At 64.6% G+C, this 19,715-nt stretch carries 16 protein-coding genes; 5 read left to right on the top strand and 11 right to left on the bottom strand.

Annotated elements, in window-relative coordinates:
* Positions 1-45: 45 nt before the first annotated feature.
* From PCA20602_RS08290 to mdlC, 3 genes are all read right to left on the bottom strand, one after another.
* A complete protein-coding gene (locus PCA20602_RS08290; protein WP_150720813.1) occupies positions 46-1,479 on the bottom strand; it encodes an MFS transporter in 1,434 nt (477 codons plus the stop codon).
* Between the two features lie 63 nt (positions 1,480-1,542).
* Entirely contained in the window at positions 1,543-3,012 is a 1,470-nt protein-coding gene (locus PCA20602_RS08285; protein ID WP_150720812.1) for an aldehyde dehydrogenase, read from the bottom strand.
* Positions 3,013-3,126: 114 nt separating this feature from the next.
* The gene (mdlC, locus tag PCA20602_RS08280; RefSeq protein ID WP_150720811.1) at positions 3,127-4,755 is read right to left on the bottom strand and encodes a benzoylformate decarboxylase; all 1,629 of its coding nucleotides are present in this window, start codon (positions 4,753-4,755) and stop codon (positions 3,127-3,129) included.
* A 178-nt stretch (positions 4,756-4,933) separates the two neighbouring features.
* Here mdlC and PCA20602_RS08275 point away from each other — a divergent pair, with 178 nt between their 5' ends.
* Positions 4,934-5,839: a LysR family transcriptional regulator gene (locus tag PCA20602_RS08275; protein WP_150720810.1), complete on the top strand. Its 906-nt coding sequence runs from the start codon at positions 4,934-4,936 to the stop codon at positions 5,837-5,839.
* A 200-nt stretch (positions 5,840-6,039) separates the two neighbouring features.
* Here the strand turns inward: PCA20602_RS08275 and argB are convergent, their stop codons facing one another.
* Positions 6,040-6,945 carry an acetylglutamate kinase gene (gene argB / locus PCA20602_RS08270; protein ID WP_069343031.1) on the bottom strand — a complete coding sequence of 302 codons (906 nt, stop codon included), beginning with the start codon at positions 6,943-6,945 and terminating at the stop codon, positions 6,040-6,042.
* A gap of 466 nt (positions 6,946-7,411) precedes the next feature.
* Here argB and PCA20602_RS08265 point away from each other — a divergent pair, with 466 nt between their 5' ends.
* On the top strand, positions 7,412-7,714 hold the full coding sequence (locus tag PCA20602_RS08265) for a hypothetical protein (protein WP_150720809.1): 303 nt from the start codon (positions 7,412-7,414) through the stop codon (positions 7,712-7,714).
* Positions 7,715-7,830: 116 nt separating this feature from the next.
* Here the strand turns inward: PCA20602_RS08265 and PCA20602_RS08260 are convergent, their stop codons facing one another.
* The gene (locus PCA20602_RS08260; RefSeq protein ID WP_150720808.1) at positions 7,831-8,331 is read right to left on the bottom strand and encodes a copper chaperone PCu(A)C; all 501 of its coding nucleotides are present in this window, start codon (positions 8,329-8,331) and stop codon (positions 7,831-7,833) included.
* 231 nt (positions 8,332-8,562) lie between these two features.
* On the opposite strand from PCA20602_RS08260, the gene PCA20602_RS08255 reads away from it, so the two are divergent.
* The 3 genes from PCA20602_RS08255 to PCA20602_RS08245 all read left to right on the top strand — a co-directional run bounded on the left by PCA20602_RS08255 (position 8,563) and on the right by PCA20602_RS08245 (position 11,981).
* Positions 8,563-9,831, top strand: coding sequence for an ATP-binding protein (locus PCA20602_RS08255; RefSeq protein ID WP_069343029.1), 1,269 nt, complete (start codon positions 8,563-8,565; stop codon positions 9,829-9,831).
* Positions 9,828-10,370, top strand: coding sequence for a response regulator transcription factor (locus PCA20602_RS08250; protein ID WP_039407290.1), 543 nt, complete (start codon positions 9,828-9,830; stop codon positions 10,368-10,370). The genes PCA20602_RS08255 and PCA20602_RS08250 overlap by 4 nt, the downstream gene beginning before the upstream one ends.
* 342 nt (positions 10,371-10,712) lie before the next feature.
* Positions 10,713-11,981 carry a hypothetical protein gene (locus tag PCA20602_RS08245; RefSeq protein WP_150720807.1) on the top strand — a complete coding sequence of 423 codons (1,269 nt, stop codon included), beginning with the start codon at positions 10,713-10,715 and terminating at the stop codon, positions 11,979-11,981.
* 119 nt (positions 11,982-12,100) lie between these two features.
* Here PCA20602_RS08245 and hslU read toward each other — a convergent pair whose 3' ends face one another.
* The 6 genes from hslU to PCA20602_RS08215 all read right to left on the bottom strand — a co-directional run bounded on the left by hslU (position 12,101) and on the right by PCA20602_RS08215 (position 19,561).
* Positions 12,101-13,459, bottom strand: coding sequence for an ATP-dependent protease ATPase subunit HslU (gene hslU / locus PCA20602_RS08240; RefSeq protein ID WP_150720806.1), 1,359 nt, complete (start codon positions 13,457-13,459; stop codon positions 12,101-12,103).
* A gap of 152 nt (positions 13,460-13,611) precedes the next feature.
* Entirely contained in the window at positions 13,612-14,163 is a 552-nt protein-coding gene (hslV, locus tag PCA20602_RS08235; RefSeq protein ID WP_069343027.1) for an ATP-dependent protease subunit HslV, read from the bottom strand.
* Positions 14,164-14,489: 326 nt separating this feature from the next.
* Positions 14,490-16,751, bottom strand: a complete 2,262-nt coding sequence (locus tag PCA20602_RS08230) for a TonB-dependent receptor (RefSeq protein ID WP_246182083.1) — start codon at positions 16,749-16,751, stop codon at positions 14,490-14,492.
* A 194-nt stretch (positions 16,752-16,945) separates the two neighbouring features.
* On the bottom strand, positions 16,946-17,443 hold the full coding sequence (locus PCA20602_RS08225) for a hypothetical protein (protein ID WP_150720805.1): 498 nt from the start codon (positions 17,441-17,443) through the stop codon (positions 16,946-16,948).
* A gap of 222 nt (positions 17,444-17,665) precedes the next feature.
* Positions 17,666-18,085 carry an RNA polymerase-binding protein DksA gene (dksA, locus tag PCA20602_RS08220; protein ID WP_069343057.1) on the bottom strand — a complete coding sequence of 140 codons (420 nt, stop codon included), beginning with the start codon at positions 18,083-18,085 and terminating at the stop codon, positions 17,666-17,668.
* Positions 18,086-18,475: 390 nt separating this feature from the next.
* Complete coding sequence (locus PCA20602_RS08215) at positions 18,476-19,561, bottom strand: CobW family GTP-binding protein (RefSeq protein WP_150720804.1); 1,086 nt, start codon at positions 19,559-19,561, stop codon at positions 18,476-18,478.
* Positions 19,562-19,715: the final 154 nt, after the last annotated feature.

Genomic DNA, 19,715 nt, shown 5'->3' with positions numbered 1-19,715 from the left:
GGGCTGTTCGTTTTCATCGACGTCGAGGGGAAGTCGCGGGGATCGTCACATCGCCCGATGCCTCGTCTCACGCACGAGCACCGTCGAAATCAGCGCCATGGCCGCGAGCACGAGGAAATAGACGATCACCGGCCAGATCTGCCCGTGGCTCCATGCCAGCAGACTCGCCGCAATCATCGGCGCCAGACCGCCGCCCATCACCGTGCCGATCTGCTTGCCCAGCGACACGCCCGAGAAGCGCACCCGCGTGTCGAACAACTCGGAGAAGAAGCTGCCTTCCGGACCGAACATCATCGGATGGATCACGCCCGCGCCGATCACGATGGCGAGCACGACGAAGGTCGTCTCCTTGCTGCCCATCATGAGGAAGAACGGATAGATGAAAATCGCCGTGGCGGCCAGCCCCATCAGGAACATCGGACGGCGTCCCAGCTTGTCGGAGAGCATGCCGAACGCGGGGATCGTGAGCATGGCGAGGATGTTCGCGTACAGCACACCATCGGCCATCACGTTGCGCGGCAGACCGAGCGTCTTGGTGCCGTAGGAGAGCGAGAAAATCGCCACCAGATAGAAGAAGCTCGTCTCCGCCAGACAAATGAAGAACGTGACGAGCGTCGGGCGCCAGTAATGCGTGATGACCTCGGCGACCGGCACTTTCGCGATGTCGCGATGCTGCTCCGCCGCCTTGAAGCTCGGCGACTCCTCCACCTTCAGGCGGACATACGTCCCCAGCGCCACGAGCAGCAGACTCACGAGGAACGGCAGACGCCAGCCCCACGTCAGCAAATCGTCTTCCGGCAAGCGCGTGATGAGCACGATGGCGAGCGACGCCCCGACGATCGACGTCGGCCCCGCTGCCTGAATCAGTCCGCCAAAGAGGCCGCGCAAATGCGCGGGCGCGCCCTCGACCGTCATCAGCAACCCGCCCACAGACTCGCCGCCAAGCGCAAAGCCCTGAATGAAGCGCAAGGTCACGAGCATGATCGGCGCCCACATGCCGACCATGGCGTATGTGGGCAGCAGGCCGATGAGCGTGGTGGCGACGCCCATCAGAATCAGCGTGAACAACAGGATCGACTTGCGGCCGATGCGGTCGCCATAGTGACCGAAGACGATGCCGCCGATGGGGCGCGCGACGAAGCCGACGGCGAACGTTGCGAACACGGCGATCATGCCCGTCATCGGGTCGAGCTGCGGGAAGAACAGCCGATCGAACACGATGGGGGCGAGAAAACCGTAGACGAAAAAGTCGTACCACTCGATGGCCGTGCCGAAGCAACTGGCTGCCACCACGCGACCGAAGTTCGGCGTGGCCGCCGTCGGGGTGTCGTGATGGCGGGTTGCGTGGTCCGACGGGCTGGCCGGTGTGCCGCCTGATGTGCTGGCTGATGTGCTGGCCGGGAGCGTTGACGAAGCGCCGGACGCAGCGCCAGATACGGCACCCGCGCCCGCAGGAACGGTTTCAAACGGTTGTGACACGGTTGTCTCCTCCGGCCGTCTATTCCGGTGTCCCGGCTGCGGCGGTATGGTGGTGATGAAGCTTCAGAACGGGTAATGACGCGGGGTGGTCTGCACCGTCATCCAGCGCAAATCGGTGAATTCATGAACGCCGGCTTTGCCGCCGAAGCGTCCCCATCCGCTCGACTTCACGCCGCCGAACGGCATCTGCGCTTCGTCGTGCACGGTCGGGCCGTTGATATGGCAGATGCCGGACTCGATGCGCTTCGCAACGCCCATCGCGCGCGCAATATCGCGACTGAACACGGCGGACGAGAGGCCGTAAGCGTTATCGTTGGCGCATGCGATGGCGGCTTCGTCGTCCTTCACACGCACGATGCCCTTGACCGGACCGAACGATTCCTCGGTGTAGATCAGCATGTCCGGCGTGACGTGATCGAGCAGCGTCGCGGGCATGAGCGTCGTCTCGGCACGGCCGCCGCACAGCAGCTTCGCGCCTTTGGCGAGCGCGTCGTCGATCAGCGCGTTGCAGCGCTCGACCGTCGACATGTCGATCACCGAACCCAGCACGACCGGTCCATGGCGCGGATCGCCGAGCGGCAGTGCGCGCGCCTTGGCCGCGAGCATGTCGACGAACGCGTCGGCAATCGCCTCGGCCACCACGATGCGCTCCGTCGACATGCAGATCTGCCCCGAGTTGGCAAACGCACCGAAGGCCACGCCGTTCACGGCATCGTCGAGATCGGCGTCGTCGAGCACGAGACACGGGGCCTTGCCGCCGAGTTCGAGCACCGCGGGTTTGAGATGTTCGGCACACAGCCCCGCGATGATCTGCCCCACGCGCGTGGAACCGGTGAAGTTCACCCGACGCACGGCGGGCTCGGCGATCAACGCCTGCACGATGGCTCCGGCGTCCCTGGGTGCGTTCGTGATGAAGTTCACGACGCCCGGCGGCAGACCGGCTTCGTCGAGCGCGTCGGCGATCAGGCCGTGCGTCGCCGGACACAACTCGGAGCCCTTGAACACGACGGTGTTGCCGCATGCAAGCGGCAGCGCCAACGCCCGCACGCCAAGAATCACCGGCGCGTTCCACGGCGCGATGCCCAGCACCACACCCGCGGCCTGACGTACGCCCATCGCGAGACTGCCGGGGACATCCGACGGAATGATCTCGCCGGCGATCTGGGTCGTCATCGCGGCCGCTTCGCGCAAACCTTGCGCCGCGAGATGCACGTTGAATCCCGCCCACAGACCAGACGCCCCCGTCTCCGCCGCCATCGCGACCTGAAACTGCTCCAGCTTCGCTTCGAGCCGGTCGGCCGCCTTCGTCAGCAGCGCGCGGCGCTCGCCGGGGCCGGTGTTCGACCATGCGGGAAAGGCGTCCCATGCGGCGCGCACGGCGGCGCGGGCATCGTCGACGGTCGCCGCGGGCGCACGCGACGCCACCTCGCCGTCGAGCGGATTGCGTCGCTCGAACGTCGCACCGTGGGCAGCGGCGACACGCTTGCCGCCGATGAGCATCGTGAGAACTTCGGGATGTTGTTGGACTGACATGGACTTACGTCTCCTGATTCGACACCGGCGATGCGCCGACTCGCGCGCCGGTCGTCGCCACGTGGATGGGGGCATGAAGGGAGGCATCGAAGGATGCAGGGAATGCGCAGTGCATCATGCCACCACGAGTTCGACGAGGCGCGTCTCGCCGCTGTCGATGGCGTGCGACAGAACGTCGCGCAACGCGCTGCCCTGCTCCACGCGTTGTCCCCGGACCCCCATGCCTTCGGCCATGCGCACGAAATCGAGGTCCGGCAGGTCGGTGCCCTGCACGGGATCTTTCGGGCCGAAACCGAACGCGGGTGCGAACTCCTGCAACGCGGCGTAGCGTCGGTTGTTCAGGATGACGAAGGTAATGGGCAGCCGTGCCTGTGCCGCGCTCCACAGCGCCTGAATCGAGTACATGGCCGAGCCATCGCCGACCAGACAGACGATGCGACGCCCGGGCCGTGCCATCGCCACGCCGACAGCCGCCGGCATCGAATAGCCGAGGCCGCCGCTGTTCATCGTGTAGAAGGTGCCCGCCTGCGTGAACGGCAGGTATTGCTGTATGACAGGTCGCGCACTCGGTGCTTCTTCCACGACGATGTCTTGTGCGTCACGCACTTGCGCCAGCGTCTGAAGCGCAAACGCTGTCGTCATCGGCTCACCCGGCGCGTTGACCGTCGCGACCGGCGGCACGGCACGCACAGGCGGCGCGACGCGCTCGTTCGGCATCTCTCGTGCGAGCAACGCTTCCACACCCAGACGCACGTTGCCGACAACCGACGCACCGACCGGCGTCCATGCGGCCAGCCCCGGATCCTCGACCAGTTGGAACAACGATGCCCCCTCCGGCACGTGCGGCCCGGCGCCTTCCACGTGATACGTGAACGCCGGGGCGCCGATCACGAGAATCAGATCGTGACCACCGAGCAGGCCGACGATCTTCTCGCGCATCGGCGGCAGAAACCCTGCGAACAGACGGTGATCTTCCGGGAAGGCACAGCGCGCACACATCGGTGCGGTGAACACGCGGGCGTTGTGACGCTCGGCGAGTGCCACGACGGCGTCGAACGCCCCCGCGCGATCGATCGACGAGCCGACCACGAACGCGGGACGCTCGCACGCATCGAGCGCCGCCGCGAGTTGCGCCAGCGCCGCCGGCTCGGCCTGCACGCGCGTACTCACCTGACGCGGCGGCACCGGCTCGGCCGGGCGATCCCAGTCATCCACCGGAATGGAGACGAAGACCGGCCCCTTCGGCTCCTGCATCGCAATGTGATACGCCCGGGCAAGCGCGAGCGGCACATCTTCGGCACGCGCCGGTTCGAGACTGAACTTGACGTAGGGCTGCGGCAGTTCGGTGGCGCGCACCGAAGCGAGGAACGGGTCGAACGGGAGAATCGAGCGGGCCTGCTGACCGGCCGTCACGATGAGCGGTGTCTGATTCTTGTACGCCGTGAAGATGTTGCCCATCGCATTGCCGACACCCGCGGCGGAGTGCAGATTCACGAACGCTGCGTTGCCGGTGGCCTGCGCGTACCCGTCGGCCATACCGACCACCACGGCTTCCTGCAAACCCAGCACGTAGTCGAAGTCTTCGGGGAAGTCGCGGAACAACGGCAGTTCCGTCGACCCGGGATTGGCGAAGACCTTCGTCATGCCGTGGCGACGCATCAGGTCGATCACGACCTCGCGCACGGTGAGGGTCTGGGGTGCGCCGGCGTGCCGGCCGGCGTGGAGTTCTCGGCTGTCTTTCATGGATGCGTTGGTCTCTTGGCGGTTCGAAAAGTATAGGCAGCCGATATATGCATCGGAATTGCTTTTGCGTGCCGAAGTCATTACGCTTTTGCATGACTTTTCGACGACCGCTGCCCTCGCCATCCTTGCGGTCCATGCCATCTCCGTTGATCCGCGTTCGGGAGTTTCGTCGTCCGCCATGAGCCTCAATCTCCAGCAGCTACGCGCCTTCACGACCATCGTCGCCACCGGCAGTCTCGGGCGCGCCGCCACCGAACTCCATCTCACGCAGCCAGCGCTCAGCCGCACGATCAAGCGTCTCGAGACGGAGCTGGGCGCGCCGCTGTTCGAGCGTCACAGCAAGGGGATGGAGCTCACGGCATTCGGCCACGCGCTGCTGCCGCACGCCATGCTGCTCGCCCGCGAAGCCGAGCATGCACGCGAGGAGATCGACGCGATGCGCGGGCTGGCGAAGGGCACGATCAAGGTCGGCGCCGTCGGTGCCATCGCCAGTCATGTGCTGCCGCTCGCAGTCGACCGCGTGCTCAACCGCTGGCCGAATCTGCGCGTGGAGATCATCGAAGGTGTGTGGGACCGGCTCGCACAGGGACTGATGCGGCATGAAATCGATCTGGCGCTCTCGACCGTCGCACCGGACACGGACGACATCGTCGCGATCACCGACTGCCATTGGGAAGACGACAGTTACGTTGTTGCCGGATGCGATCACCCGTTGCGCCAGCGCGAGACGATTACGCTGGCGGATACGCTGAACGAGCGCTGGGCGATTCCGCCGCGCGGCACCGCGCCCTACGCGCACATGCAGGGCGTGTTCGCCGCGCACGGGCTGGGCTTGCCGAACATCGTCGTGGAGACGCGCTCGGTTCCGGTGCTCAAGAGCATGGTGGCGCGCTGCGGTTTCCTGACGTGGATGCCTGAGCCGATGTACGACGTCGAAGCCTCGGCACGGGTGATGGATACGCTGCCGATTGCGTCCGTGCGCGCCACACGTACGCTCACCGCTTTCCGCCGCCGTCAGGGCATTCTGCCGAGCCCGGCGGCGAAGCTGCTCGACGAACTGCGTCAGTTGACGGCGCCTGATTGAGCCGCTGCGGCGCAGCGTGTGCCCTGGCGAGTACACGCACTGGAAACGTTGCCCCCGCCGTGCCGCCCGACAGGTCACCACCGCGTCGCCCATCCCATGACAGCCGCGAAGCGGCCGCCCAAATGCAAAGCGGACCCCGAAGGGTCCGCCTGTAACTCGCGGGTCGCCGGATCGCCCCGGCGGCCTTGTCGACGTCGCGCTCAGTGCGAGCGGATCATCGTGCCGAACGGCTGCTCGGTCAGAATCTCCAGCAGCACCGAATGCTCGATGCGGCCGTCGACGATGTGCACCGACTTCACGCCGCTCTTGGCGGCGTCGAGCGCCGACGAGATCTTCGGCAGCATGCCGCCCGAGATCGTGCCGTCTGCGAACAGCTCGTCGATCTCACGGGCCGAGAGGTCGGTCAGCAGATTGCCGTCCTTGTCCATCACACCCGGAATGTTGGTCATCATCACCAGCTTCTCGGCGCCCAGCACCGTGGCAAGCTTGCCGGCCACGAGGTCGGCGTTGATGTTGTACGCCTGACCGTCTTCGCCCACACCGATCGGCGAAATCACCGGGATGAAGGCGTCGTCCTGAAGCGCGCGCACCACGGCCGGGTTGATCGAGTCGACTTCGCCGACATAACCGATGTCGAGGAACTGACCGGCGTTCTCGCGATCCGGCATCATCATCTTGCGAGCGTTGATGAGACCGCCGTCCTTGCCGGTGAGACCGACAGCCTGGCCGCCGTACTGGTTGATCAGCATGACGATGTCCTGCTGGACTTCGCCGCCGAGCACCCACTCGACCACTTCCATCGTCTCTTCATCGGTCACGCGCATGCCCTGGATGAACGTGCCCTGCTTACCGATCTTCTTGAGTGCCTGATCGATCTGCGGGCCGCCACCGTGCACCACCACCGGGTTGATGCCGACAAGCTTGAGCAGAATCACGTCGCGCGCAAAACCGCGCTTCAAGCGCTCTTCGGTCATGGCGTTGCCGCCGTATTTGATCACCACGGTCTTGCCGTGATACTTGCGGATGTACGGCATCGCCTCAGCCAGAATTTCGGCTTTGAGAGCGGGTGCGATGTCGTCGATGGAGTTCAGTTGCTGATCGGACATGGCGGGAAGGTTCGGAAGGTGAAGCGGGTGGACCAGGAAACAGGGCGAATTGTACAGCCAAGAAGCCTTGACGTGCGGGGCTTTGACGGGAATCGGAAGGGTCCGACGATCACATCGGACAACGCCTGCCGCCCGCGCTCGGCACGTGCCGGGGGGTAACCGCAAAAGCGGCGATTCTCGCCCCGTCAGCGGCACAGCATCTTACGTGCGTATCATCCCTTTCACTCACCATAGGACGCCCGTCAGAGCCCGATTTTTGCCTCGTCACTCTTTCACCCCTTCATGCACCGCCCATCTGCGGGCCGCAGCTGGCCGCATGTGGCCGGTCGATGACAGCCGTTGCGCTGTTGCAGTTGTGCAACTCGGGGGCGGATGCAGAAGCTGCGGGCGGCGTGTACGGTCACGAAGACGGCGCGACGCCTCTCATCACGTGGAAATGATGGATCGCCAGCGAGGTCAGGGAACAATGGGAACACCTTCGGGCGACGGCAGGACAGCCCCGACGCGCTGCCCCCGATGCGGGGCGGAAGTGGCCTGCGGCGCGAGGATCGCGGCCGTCGGGCGGGGCGCTGCCCCCGACGTCGCAGGCACCGCCCCGGACAGCGGCCCCCGCGACGTGCAGTGCTGGTGCCTCGACTGGCCACGCCTGCCCGCATCGGCCCGTCTGAATGTCGACGCCTGCCTCTGCCCGGCCTGTCTGCGTGAGGCGCTACTCGCTGCGGGGGTCTCGGTCGACGGCACGGCTGCCGATCCGGGTGACGTCGTCTGATCGTCTGATCGTCCGATAACGTCGGCAGTCTCCGGTAAGCGCCACCTCGGCGGTGAACCGCGCCGGGCAAACGCCCCGGCGCGAGCGACAACCGCATGGGAATGGCTTATTGAGACTTACTTATGCTCGCCGTGCGCCATACCGGCCATGCCGCCACCGGCCGGGGCGGCGGCCGTCAGATCGCGCACGGTGGCCTGCACCTGCTGCTCGGACGTCTTATGATCGGCCGTCTCGAACTTCAGCGTCACAGGCACGGTGTCGCCCTTCTTGAGCGGCGCCTTCAGGTCGGTGAGCATGATGTGATAGCTGCCCGGCTTGAGTTCCACCGGCTTGTTCGCGTCGAGCGGCAGGCCCTTGGGCAGCGCGCGCATTTTCATGAGCGTGCCTTCGAGCTTCATTTCGTGGACTTCGGCGTTGGCCGCCGCCGGCGTGCTCACGCTCAGGAGCGTGGTCGGCTGATGCGCTTGCAGCGTCATGTAGACGGCGGACGATGTCTGACCGGGAACGGTGCCGCGCGCCCATGCGTCGGAGACATCGACCCTGGCAGTCTGGGCCATGGCGGACACCGCGCCCAAACCGAGACTGAATGCGACCGCCACCAAAAGCTTGTGCTTCATGCAAACTCCTTTTTGTTGTCGACGGACTGAATATCGTCGGTTCATGTCTGTCTTTTCGACGAAGACATCGCGCGACGACCGGTCGCGCAAAACGTGAACGGTCATTGTAGTCGCGTGCCGCCGAACGCGTGTGCGGGCATTGCGATACCGGGCATCACGGCGCTGCGGCAGAGTGTCGCAGCGCCTCGCGACGCCGGATGGCCCGTGACCCGGACTTGGTACACTTATCGTATGACTCATTTTCCCATCGAGCGGACCAATGTCGTCCAGCTTTTCTGGTTGCGCTGTCTAGCCATCGTCGGTCAGCTCGCCACCATCGGCGTCGCCCAACTCTGGCTCGGCGTGCGCTTGCCGCTGGAGCCGATGCTCACCATCGTCGCGCTCGAAGTGCTGTTCAACGTCCTCACCTGGATACGTGCGCGACGCGGCGTCGAGCGGGCAAAACGCCGTACCGATCTCGATCTGATGAGCCAGTTGCTCGTCGATCTCGCCGCGCTCACCGCGCTGTTGTTCTTTTCCGGCGGCGCGACCAACCCTTTCGTTTCCCTGTTCCTGCCCGGGCTGGCCATTGCGGCGGCGGTGCTGCCGTGGCGCAACGCCTCGCAGCTCGCGCTGCTCTCGCTCGTGGCCTATGGCGCACTGAACTTCCAGTACGTGCCGCTCGATCTCGCCGACCCGGGCAACCTGCTGCGTCTGCACCTTGCCGGGATGTGGGTGAATTTCGTGGTCAGCGTGCTCGTGATCGCATGGTTCGTGTCGCGCATGTCGCGTGCGCTACGCGCGCGTGATGCCCAGCTCGCCCGCGCCGAACAACGGCTGCTGCGCGATGAACGGATGGCTGCGCTCGGCGCACAGGCCGCGAGCGTGGCGCACGAACTCGGCACGCCACTGTCGACGATGGCTGTCGTGGTCGGTGAGTTGCGCAGCGAGAGTCTGGGCAACAGCGCATTGAAACCGTTCGAGCCGGACCTTCAGACGCTCGAACAACAGATCGCGCTATGCAAGAGCGCCATCGGTCACGTGCAGACGCGCGCGGCGGCACCCGTGCGTCAGCCGCTGGCCGAGTGGCTGCCCGCGTTCACCACGCAATGGCGCTTGCGCCATCCGCAGGTGCAGTTCCAGTTGCGCGTGCCGCCCGAGTTGACGGCACGCATCGAAGACACCGTGCAGGTCGGCCAGATCCTCACCATCCTGCTCGACAATGCGGCGTACTTCAGCCCGTCGTCGGTCACCCTCGATGTGATCGCGGGCGCCGAGGACGTGCGCTTCACCGTTTGCGACGAAGGTCCCGGCATGACGGCCGAGCTTCGCACCCGTCTGGGCAACTCCCCGGTCATGAGCACCCATGGCGGGCACGGCATGGGGCTGTATCTCGCCTTCGCCAGCGCGCAGCGTCTCGGCGGAGACATCGCGCTCACCCCTAACACGCCGCAAGGCACGCGCGCCGAATTGCGCCTGCCGCTGGCCACCTTCTTCTTCGGTTCGCGGAGTCAGACATGAACGCCTCCCACTTTCTTCTCATCGACGACGACGTCGTCTTTGCCGAGACGCTCGCGCGTGCGCTGACGCGTCGCGGTTACGACGTGCAGATCGCCGGTGACAGCGCAGCCGCGCTGCTTGCCGCACGCACGCGACAGTTCGACCTGATCTCGGTCGACCTGCATCTCGGACACGACTCGGGACTGCCGCTCATCGCACCGCTGCGGGCGCTGCAACCGAAGGCCCGCATGCTGGTGCTCACCGGCTACGCAAGCATCGCCACCGCCGTGCAGGCGGTCAAGGACGGCGCCGACAACTATCTCGCCAAACCGGCCAACGCCGACACGATTCTCGCGTCGCTGCGCAGCGATGCCAGCGAAACACAGGCGGACGAAGCCATCGAAAACCCGTCGCCGCTCTCAGTCGCCCGATTGGAGTGGGAACACATTCAACGCGTGCTCGCCGAACACAACGGCAACATCTCCGCCACGGCGCGTGCACTGAACATGCATCGCCGCACGTTGCAGCGAAAGCTGCTCAAGCGCCCGGTCAAGCAGTAAGCCGCTCACCGATCGCGCCGGTCCCATCGGGATCGGCGACACAGGGCAACGTCACAATCACGTGACGCGGCCCCGGACATCGCGCCCTGCGCGAAGTCGCATGTGCGCTGCCGCTCGCATCATGCCCTGCCTCGTCATCTTCCCGCTGCACGAAATCTGCAATCGACCCGCTGTCGATTTCGCGACGCTGTCGCAATAGCTCGCATCACGCATCCACTCACAGCTTCGTCGCGCTCTGTCACCGACATACCCGCGTCGGTCCCGCGTGCGATGTGCGGTGTGCGCTCGTCGTCGCTTTTCCTATCCTTCTTCCTTTTCCGATGACTCAGGAGCGGGCCGATCATGCAGCTTCCGACAATCGCCGCGTCGTCGACGTGGCATCTGAACGCCCAGACCCCAACGGCGTCCACCGATACACAATCATCGGCGGTCGCCTCGACAACGTCGGACGACGCCATTTCGTCAACGTCCGACAATCCGCCGCCTCGCCTTCCGCCTGCGCTGATGCACTCCCTCGTCGCCAAACGGTTGTTGACGGGAGGCCCCAAACGGGCCAAGGCGGTTAAACGCGACAAGAAGGTCGATGAGATGCTGCGCATTCCCCGGAGCGAGTTTCCGAGGCTCGGCGGTTCAGCAAAAGTGGCGCAGCACTATCAATTGCCCAGAACTACGATGCAGCGATATCGAGATCAGTCCGAAAACTTCCGCGGCGCGGCTCACGCGCGAGGTGAACCCACCCGTTACGCCATCAGCCACAACAATCTGTGCCAGTTGGCCAGCAACGGTCGGGAACTGTGTACCGCTGCTGGCGGATTGTCGGAGCTGGCTGCCGCGCTGGGCGTTGAACCGCATTCGTTACGAGAAGTGCTGACACCAAAAGGAGGACTCTCCAAAACCGGTGGACAACGGCTGGTCGCGCAAACGGTGCTTGCGCCAAACACGGTCGAGATTCCGGCCGAGCGGTTTGCCGATCTGCTGGCAGGCCCGGTGTCACGCGGCACGAATCCGATGCGGGCACTGCGTCTGCCATCGATTCGAACATTCGCCCCACAGCATGCGACGCCCAATGACAGCAGCGCTGCGAACACGACGAGCGCGGGGCCATCAACAGGAGCCTCTCGCGGGAATGCGGTCTCGCCATCGCTCACCGCCATCGTTGCGCAAGTGATCCGCGCCTCGGAAAGGCCACCACAGGGCACGCCGACGACCGTGCCCGTGCCCACGCAGAGGCAGAGGCAGAGGCAGATGCGGCTACAGACGCCGATGGTCACCTTCACGACGACCGTGGCAACGCTTCAGCGAATGCAGCTCGTCAACCATCTCCGCCCGCGAGGCAAGGCGAACGATAGCTGCGACCCGACGCCGTACGAGACCATTGATTGGCGTCCTGCCGGTGACGGAAGCATGCGATGGCGTTTGCGGAACGCCTCAACACGAGCGGAGACTCAGGCGCCATCATCGGGCGAGTGGCCGATGCCTGCGCCGCAGCCGGCTGCGACAGGTGGCGTGCGCCTCGGCGATGCGTCAAATACGTCGGACGCGCCGGAAATGCCGATTGCCGACTCACCGTACCCCGTGCCTGCCACGCCCGACTTGTCGTATTTCGTCTGAGGCACGCCCTGAACGACAATGGCGCCGCCCCATAAAAAACACCCCAACGCCGGCACAACGGCCAACGTCGGGGTGTCGTTTGCTGAGCTTGCGCGATGTCGCGAAGCACGCAGTACGTCTTACAGCACGTAGCGCGACAGATCTTCGTTCTGCGCCACTTCCTCCAGGAAGCGGTTCACGTAGTCGGCGTTGATCGTCACGACTTCGCTGGACTGCTTGCCAGCACTGTACGAAATGTCTTCGAGCAACTTTTCGATGACGGTGTACAGACGGCGTGCGCCGATGTTCTCCGTCTTCTCGTTGACCGAGAAAGCGATTTCCGCGAGACGCTTGATGCCGTCCGGTGCGAATTCGAGCGTCACATCTTCCGTGGCCAGCAGCGCCTGATACTGCTTGACGAGGCTTGCGTCCGTCTGCGTGAGAATCGCTTCGAAGTCTCCGACCGACAGCGATTCGAGTTCGACGCGAATCGGGAAGCGGCCTTGCAGCTCCGGAATCAGATCGCTCGGCTTGGCCAGATGGAACGCACCGCTCGCGATGAACAGAATGTGATCCGTCTTGATCATGCCGAACTTCGTGCTCACGGTCGTGCCTTCGACCAGCGGCAGCAGATCGCGCTGCACGCCCTGACGCGACACGTCGCCGCCGCCCACTTCGCTGCGCGTGGCGATCTTGTCGATTTCGTCGAGGAACACAATGCCGTTCTGCTCGACGTTACGCAGCGCCAGTTGCTTGACCTCTTCGTCGTTGAGCATCTTCGACGCTTCTTCGTCGGTCAGGATCTTGAGCGCGTCCTTGATCTTGAGCTTCTGACGCTTCTTCTTCTGGTTGCCCAGATTCGCGAACATGCCCTTGATCTGCTCGGTCATCTCTTCCATTCCCGGCGGGCCCATGATTTCCATGCCCTGTGCCGGGATTTCGACTTCGAGTTCGATTTCCTTGTCGTCGAGCGCGCCTTCGCGCAGACGCTTGCGGAAGGTCTGACGCGTCGCGTTGTCCTCACCGCTCGGTTCGGCTTCGTGCGACGCCGAACCGAAACGAATGTCGCGCGACGATTCGCGCCCCGTCGGCAGCAACAGATCGAGAATGCGATCCTCAGCACGATCCTCGGCGTTGGTACGCACCTTCTTCATCTCGGCTTCACGCGTCTGCTTGATCGCAATTTCCGCGAGATCGCGAACGATGCTGTCCACGTCGCGGCCGACATAGCCGACTTCCGTGAACTTCGTGGCTTCGACCTTGATGAACGGCGCGTCGGCCAGCTTGGCCAGACGGCGGGCGATCTCGGTCTTGCCCACGCCCGTCGGGCCGATCATCAGAATGTTCTTCGGCGTGATTTCCTGACGCAGGGGCTCGGCCACCTGCTGACGGCGCCAGCGGTTGCGCAACGCCACCGCAACAGCCTTCTTGGCCTTGTGCTGGCCGATGATGTGTTTGTCGAGTTCGGAAACGATCTCGGAGGGGGTCATATGGGTCATGACGTTCGCCAGATTAGGGGTTCGCGAGGCAGGTGACGCCCGGCCGGACGGCTGTCTTGGTACCGATCAGCCGCCGGTCGGCTATCGCACCGCAGGAGTCCACCTGCTGCGGTGCGTGCGTCGTCCGTCGTTGTTCGTCGATGTTCGTGTGATTACTTCGCTGCCTTCGGCGGCAACGATTCGATGATGTGGTTGTCGTTCGTGTAGATGCACATTTCGCCCGCGATCGTCAGCGCCTTCTTGACGATCTCCGCCGGCGTGAGGTCGGTGTTCTCGACCAGTGCGCGGGCCGCGGCCTGGGCGTATGAGCCCCCCGAACCGATGGCCGCCACGCCGCCTTCCGGATCGAGCACATCGCCGTTGCCGGTGATGACCAGCGTGGTCTGCTCGTCGGCGACGATCATCATCGCTTCGAGACGGCGCAGCATGCGGTCCGTGCGCCAGTCCTTCGCGAGTTCGACGGCCGAGCGCGTGAGATGCCCCTGATGCTTCTGAAGCTTCGCCTCGAATCGGTCGAGCAGCGAGAAGGCGTCTGCCGTGGCGCCGGCGAAGCCGACCATGACCTTGCCGTCATAGATCGTGCGGACCTTGCGCGCCGTCCCCTTCATCACGATGTTGCCGAGCGTGACCTGTCCGTCACCGCCAAGCGCGACCTGATCGCCGCGCCGAACGGAGACGATAGTGGTGCCGTGATATTGCTCCATGCCTGTTCCTTTTCGGGGGGCGACGTGCGCCCCGTAACGATTGGCCCGGCAGGGCGCGCCTCGCAGCCCTCTGTGAGAGAGACGATGCAGGCGCGCCCTGCCGGGCGAGACGTGACTGTAGTTTAGGGCAATCGAAAGAATATCAAGAGGCGTCGACGGCGTCGTACGAGACGCGCCATCGACGATCGGCCGATGCCCGAAGAAGCGGCATGGATCGTGGGATTCGCGCGGCGTTGCACCGCGCGAATCGGAGGATGCGAAACAATTTCTCGGAAATTGCTTCGATTTTGCGGCGTATTTGACGTGTTACGGCGATGTCTGAACGCTCAGAACGTGGTGCGCAATCCCACGCGAACCGCACGGCCGCCCTGCGGCGCAATGTCGCGCAGGACCGAACTTGCCAGACGCACTTCCTGATTGGTCAGGTTCTCGCCCTTCAGATAGGCCAGCCACTGCGCGCCGCCCGCCTTGAACTGATACGTGAGCGCAGCGCCGAGCGTGGTGTAGCCGCTCGTCGTCAGATCGTTTGCAGGCACACGCCCCTGATTGCTCGCGTGAACCATTTCGAGACGTGCGCCCCAGTGACCCAGGCCGTAGATCAGCGCCGCCGTCAGACGCAACGGCGCGATACGCGGCAGCGGCTCGCCCGTGTCGCGATTGCGACCAATGGTGTAGTCGCCGCGCAGCTCGACGTCGAGATTGCCGTAGCCCTGCCAGACACGTGCACGGCCTTCGGCTTCGAAGCCGTAAAGATCGGCGGGCACACCGGCGTATTGATAGACCGGCAGCGGCTTCTCCTCACCGTCGACCGTCGCGCCCGTGTTGTAGAGCGCAAGGAAGTTGCTGAAGCGACTGTAGAACACGCCGACGCTGCCCTTGTTCGGGCCGTTCTCGTAGCGCAGCGACAGGTCCGTCGAGAACGCCTTTTCCATCTTGGCCTGCGGATCGCCGATCTCGAAGACACCGGTCGCGAGGTGCGGGCCGTTGGCGTACAGCTCGTAGAAGGTCGGGGCGCGCTCCGTGTAGGCCGTGTTCAACGCCACGGACCACGCCGGTGCCAGCGCGAACACCGCACCGGCGGAGACGCTGGCCGGCGTGAAGTTACGCGACGGCAGGTTGTCGAAACGCGCGTTGCCACCGGCGCTCGGCTTCACGCTCGAGTGCTCGATGCGCGCGCCGAACGAGAGCTTCACCGCCTGATTGACGGCCCACTCTTCGAGCGCGAACAGCGCCACGTTGGTGGTGTCGCTCTTCGGCACGAACGCTTCCTCGCCAAGCGCCGAGAAGGTGTTCTGCGAGAACTGCACGCCCACCGCGCCTTCGAGCGGTCCGATCTTCGCGTGACGCGCTTCGAAGCGTCCTTCGTAGCCGTGGTTCTTGAAGGTCGTGCCCGTCGCGCCGTTCTCGATTTCCTTGTGCTCGTAGTCGGTGTAGCCGAAGTTGAACTTGAACGCGGTAAACGGGCCGCTCAGGTTGCGCACTTCGCTCGCCAGCGCGAGACGCTGCTGACGCAGGCGGATGCGCGTGTTTTCTTCGGCGACGGTGCCGTAATCGGAGTCGTAGCCGGAGTACGACAGCCCGGCGTAGCCGTCGGCCCACGTCCATGAGGCACCGGCCGCGGCGCCGCTCGTCTGTCCGTTGCTGTTGGGCAGCGTGCCCGACGGTTGCGGCGTGTCGGCATCGTCGCGCGCGCGTTGCTGGGCAGAACGGGCGAAGCCGGGAATGCGCAGGTCGGCGCTCTTGCGCGCGAAACCGTCAACGTGGAAGGCAAACTGACCGTTGCCGAATTCGAGTTGCGCGGCGCCGGCGCGCTCGCGATTGGCGCCGCCGTAGCTGAAGTCCGTCGCCCCGGAAATGCCCGTGAGCGACTCGCGCGGAATGCGGTTGTCGATGGTGTTGACCACGCCGCCGACGGCATTGCCGCCATAGAGCAGCGCCGCCGGGCCGCGCACGATCTCAACGCGCTCGATGCTCAGCGGGTCTTGCGCCACGGCGTGGTCGTAGGAGAGCGACGAAGCGTCGAGCGAGGCAGTGCCGTTTTGCAGTACACGAATGCGGTCGCCGTCGAGACCACGAATGATCGGGCGGCTGACGTTCGGCCCGTACGACGTGGCCGACACGCCCGGCAGGCCGTCGAGCGTCTCGCCGAGCGTGGTGGCGCGGCGCAACGCCAGCGCGCGACCGTCCAGCTCGGTGATGGGCGCAGCGAGGTCGGCAGCGGCACGCCCGAGCGGGTTGCCCGTCACGAAGGTGACCGGGAGCGCGGCGTCGCTTGTTGCAGTCGCGCGGTTGGATGCGAGTGTTGCGGGTGTTGCCGTAGGGGTCGTCGTGTCGACAGCGTCTGACGGTGCCGATGATGCGGGCGACGTCGTCGTCGACGTTTCAGCGGCCAGCGCCGACGGGCTCGTCAGCACGAAGGTGCCGAATGCAGCGAACGTGAGCGCCGCCGCAAGCGGCAACGGCGCGAGTGTCGGCAACGCGCGACGGCGATGGGCCACGTGGGCGGGCGTGACATTCGCAGGGGAGTCGTCGGTGAGTGAGTGCAGCGAGCGCGTCGCGCGGGCGGCGACGGAAGAGGGAGTGGCCATATCGGTCTTGTTTCTTGTCGGTCTGATGAGCGCGGGCGCACCCGTCCTCGAACGGTGCCCGGATGCCCGTGAATCGGCACGAACGCGCGCACGGCAGCACGCCGACAGGGCAGGCCGGTAAGACACCGGAGCGCTGCGGACGTCGAAGTCAGTGCGGGCGAAGATGCGTGGAAAACGTCGGAGACGTTGAAGCGTCAGACCGCGACCGGTGGCGCGCGGGAATCGAAGGGAAGAAGGACGGCGCTCGCATGGCTGCGTCCGTTGGCGCGCAGGGGCGCCTGCGCCGTGTCGGCATCGCCTGCCCATTGGAGCATCGCCACGGCCATCGCAGCCGCGAGCGTCGCCCCTTCGAAGAGATGGCAGTGATGGTGATGGGTGCCGAAACTGGTGTGCGTCGTGCGCGCGGATTGCACGGACCAGTCGGCGGCAATCGCGGCGTCCGAGTCGTCGTCGGCATCCTCATCGACATCATGAGAAAGACCTGCGGCGCTCGTGCCGGCAACGCCATGGGCCGACGCTGGCTGCCCGATGCCGGCCAGCTCGCGCGCATGCGCGATCTCGTGCTGCAAACCCCACATCTGCACGCAGAGCAACGCGGCGATGAGCCATGCAATCCAGCCGCTGCGCCCACGCCCCAACGGCGCACGCGAACGCGCGCGCCATGAGCGGGAAGCGGAATCGATGGACGGCATGGCAGGCTTAAATTGCAACTGAGTTGCAATTTTGCCATAAAGCGGCGCGCACGGCGAGACCGGCGAGGCGTTGCGCGCACACGACAATCCGGACCGGGTCAATCGGTGGCCGGCCGGTCGGCGTCAAAAAAGAAAAGAAAAAAGGCATGTCGGGAAGACATGCCTTCGATCGACCGAGGTACCCGATTGCCGCCACCGCGCGGTATCGGGCCCGTCGTCTTATCAGTCGCCGAACAGTTTCTGACGCAGTTCGCGACGCTCCTGAGCTTCGAGCGAGAGCGTGGCCGTCGGGCGGGCGAGCAGACGCGGCACGCCAATCGGCTCACCGGTTTCTTCGCACCAGCCGTAGTCGCCCGACTCGATGCGAGCCAGCGACTGTTGCACCTTCTTCAGGAGCTTGCGTTCGCGATCGCGGGTGCGCAGCTCCAGAGCGTGCTCCTCTTCGATCGTGGCGCGATCGGCCGGATCCGGCACGAGGATGGTTTCCCGCAGATTCTCGGTCGTCTGACCGGCGTTACGCAGAATTTCGGCCTGCAGTTCTTCCAGACGATTCTTGAAGAAGTCGAGTTGAGCCTGATTCATATAGTCCTTGTCGGACATCTTCAGAATTTCGGCCTCGGTCAAAAGTCGTTGCTTGCTCATGGGTTTCTGTGGCGTCTCTTTCGGATGATCCGGCGATGCCCCTGTAGCGGGTGGCACGTCTTGCTTACCGGCAATGCCGCGGGCGGCTTCCTGGGTTACTTTCCTGCCGGACGATTTGGGCGGCCCCTTCTTGGCGGCGGCCTCGTCGCCCGTCTTCGATTTGCCTGCTGGAGCACGCTTGGCGCCCGCTTCCGGCACCGGTTCAGACCGGCGCGTGGGGCGTGCGGTGGCAGTCTTGCGAGAGGCGGTGGCCATGACGGTGCTCCCCTGCCTACCCCCCGGAGTGCCGCGTCAGCTCGCTGGCGGCAGCCCCAGTGGGCAGGTATTGTAACCGAATCGTTCGACAGTCCCGATTAAGGGCTTTCCCGTCACCCGATTCGGCGATTCCGCTCAGACCAGACAGCGTTCCAGCCCTTGCAGGATGATGTCTTTCGGCAATTCTGCGCCAATGAACACCATCTTGGTGTTCGGCGTCTCACCGGGTTGCCACTTCGTGCCCACGTCGCTACCCATCATCTGGTGAACGCCCTGGAACACGACCCGGCGGTCGATACCGCGCATGTTTAATACGCCTTTATAACGCAATAAGCGTTCGCCGTACACCTGCAGGATGCTCCCGAGGAAATCCTCCAGCTTGGCCGGATCGAATTGTTTCTCGCTGCGGAAAACGAACGACTTGATGGCGTCGTCGTGGTGGGCGTGATGATGGTGATGGTGATGCCCGTGATCGTGCCCTTCGTGGTCGCACTTGCCATGATCGTGATCGCAATGCGAGTGATCGTGGTCATGGTCATGGTCGTGACCGTGGTCGTGCGCATGCTCGTCGGCGGCGAGGAAGTCCGGATCGATGTCGAGCTTGTCGTTCAGATTGAAGCCGTGAATGTCGAAGATCTGCTTCAGGTCGGCCTGACCGAAGTCGACGACCTGCTGCGGCGCGCGCGGGTTCATGTGCGCAAGGCGATGCTTCAGATCGTCCAGCGCTTCGGGCGTGACCAGATCGGCCTTGGTGATGAACAGGCGGTCGGCAAACCCGACCTGACGCTGCACCACTTCGTGCTGATCGAGCTGCTGCTGGCCGTGCTTGGCATCGACCAGCGTGATGATGGCGTCCAGACGGTAGGTGTCGGCCACTTCGTCATCAATGAAGAAGGTCTGCGCCACCGGCCCTGGGTTCGCCAGGCCGGTCGTTTCGATGACCACACGGTCGAAATTGATCGAGCCGGCGTCGCGCTGGCTGTTCAGGTCGGAGAGCGCCTGCACGAGATCGCCACGGATCGTGCAGCAGATGCAGCCATTGCTCATCTGGACGATCTGCTCGGCGTTGTCCTGCACGAGGATGTCGTTATCGATGTTCTCTTCGCCGAACTCGTTTTCGATGACGGCAATCTTCATGCCGTGCGCTTCGGTCAGGATGCGCTTGAGCAGCGTGGTTTTACCGCTGCCGAGAAAGCCGGTCAGGATAGTGACGGGAGTCATGAATGCAAGGTCCTGTTATGAAGCGGCATTCCCGGGCGCGCCAGAGGCCATCCGGAAATGCGTGAAAAACGCGCAAATGGGTGCGGACATAGGCTCCGCAGCACCCCAATGTCACTCACTGTACCCGAGGTGACGAAAGGGTGCCGGGAAGTGA

Source organism: Pandoraea capi, from assembly GCF_902459735.1.
Taxonomy (GTDB): Bacteria; Pseudomonadota; Gammaproteobacteria; order Burkholderiales; family Burkholderiaceae; genus Pandoraea; species Pandoraea capi.
The sequence above is the reverse complement of the archived record's forward strand: the minus strand, read 5'-3'. Positions and strand labels throughout refer to the sequence as shown.

Bases quoted from the DNA above. Each gene is read 5' to 3' on its own strand.
- PCA20602_RS08285 (WP_150720812.1), bottom strand. From the start codon at position 3,012: ATGTCAGTCCAACAACATCCCGAAGTTCTCACGATGCTCATCGGCGGC.
- mdlC (WP_150720811.1), bottom strand. From the start codon at position 4,755: ATGAAAGACAGCCGAGAACTCCACGCCGGCCGGCACGCCGGCGCACCC.
- PCA20602_RS08275 (WP_150720810.1), top strand. From the start codon at position 4,934: ATGAGCCTCAATCTCCAGCAGCTACGCGCCTTCACGACCATCGTCGCC.
- argB (WP_069343031.1), bottom strand. From the start codon at position 6,945: ATGTCCGATCAGCAACTGAACTCCATCGACGACATCGCACCCGCTCTC.
- PCA20602_RS08265 (WP_150720809.1), top strand. From the start codon at position 7,412: ATGGGAACACCTTCGGGCGACGGCAGGACAGCCCCGACGCGCTGCCCC.
- PCA20602_RS08260 (WP_150720808.1), bottom strand. From the start codon at position 8,331: ATGAAGCACAAGCTTTTGGTGGCGGTCGCATTCAGTCTCGGTTTGGGC.
- PCA20602_RS08255 (WP_069343029.1), top strand. From the start codon at position 8,563: ATGACTCATTTTCCCATCGAGCGGACCAATGTCGTCCAGCTTTTCTGG.
- PCA20602_RS08250 (WP_039407290.1), top strand. From the start codon at position 9,828: ATGAACGCCTCCCACTTTCTTCTCATCGACGACGACGTCGTCTTTGCC.
- PCA20602_RS08245 (WP_150720807.1), top strand. From the start codon at position 10,713: ATGCAGCTTCCGACAATCGCCGCGTCGTCGACGTGGCATCTGAACGCC.
- hslU (WP_150720806.1), bottom strand. From the start codon at position 13,459: ATGACCCATATGACCCCCTCCGAGATCGTTTCCGAACTCGACAAACAC.
- hslV (WP_069343027.1), bottom strand. From the start codon at position 14,163: ATGGAGCAATATCACGGCACCACTATCGTCTCCGTTCGGCGCGGCGAT.
- PCA20602_RS08230 (WP_246182083.1), bottom strand. From the start codon at position 16,751: ATGGCCACTCCCTCTTCCGTCGCCGCCCGCGCGACGCGCTCGCTGCAC.
- PCA20602_RS08225 (WP_150720805.1), bottom strand. From the start codon at position 17,443: ATGCCGTCCATCGATTCCGCTTCCCGCTCATGGCGCGCGCGTTCGCGT.
- dksA (WP_069343057.1), bottom strand. From the start codon at position 18,085: ATGAGCAAGCAACGACTTTTGACCGAGGCCGAAATTCTGAAGATGTCC.
- PCA20602_RS08215 (WP_150720804.1), bottom strand. From the start codon at position 19,561: ATGACTCCCGTCACTATCCTGACCGGCTTTCTCGGCAGCGGTAAAACC.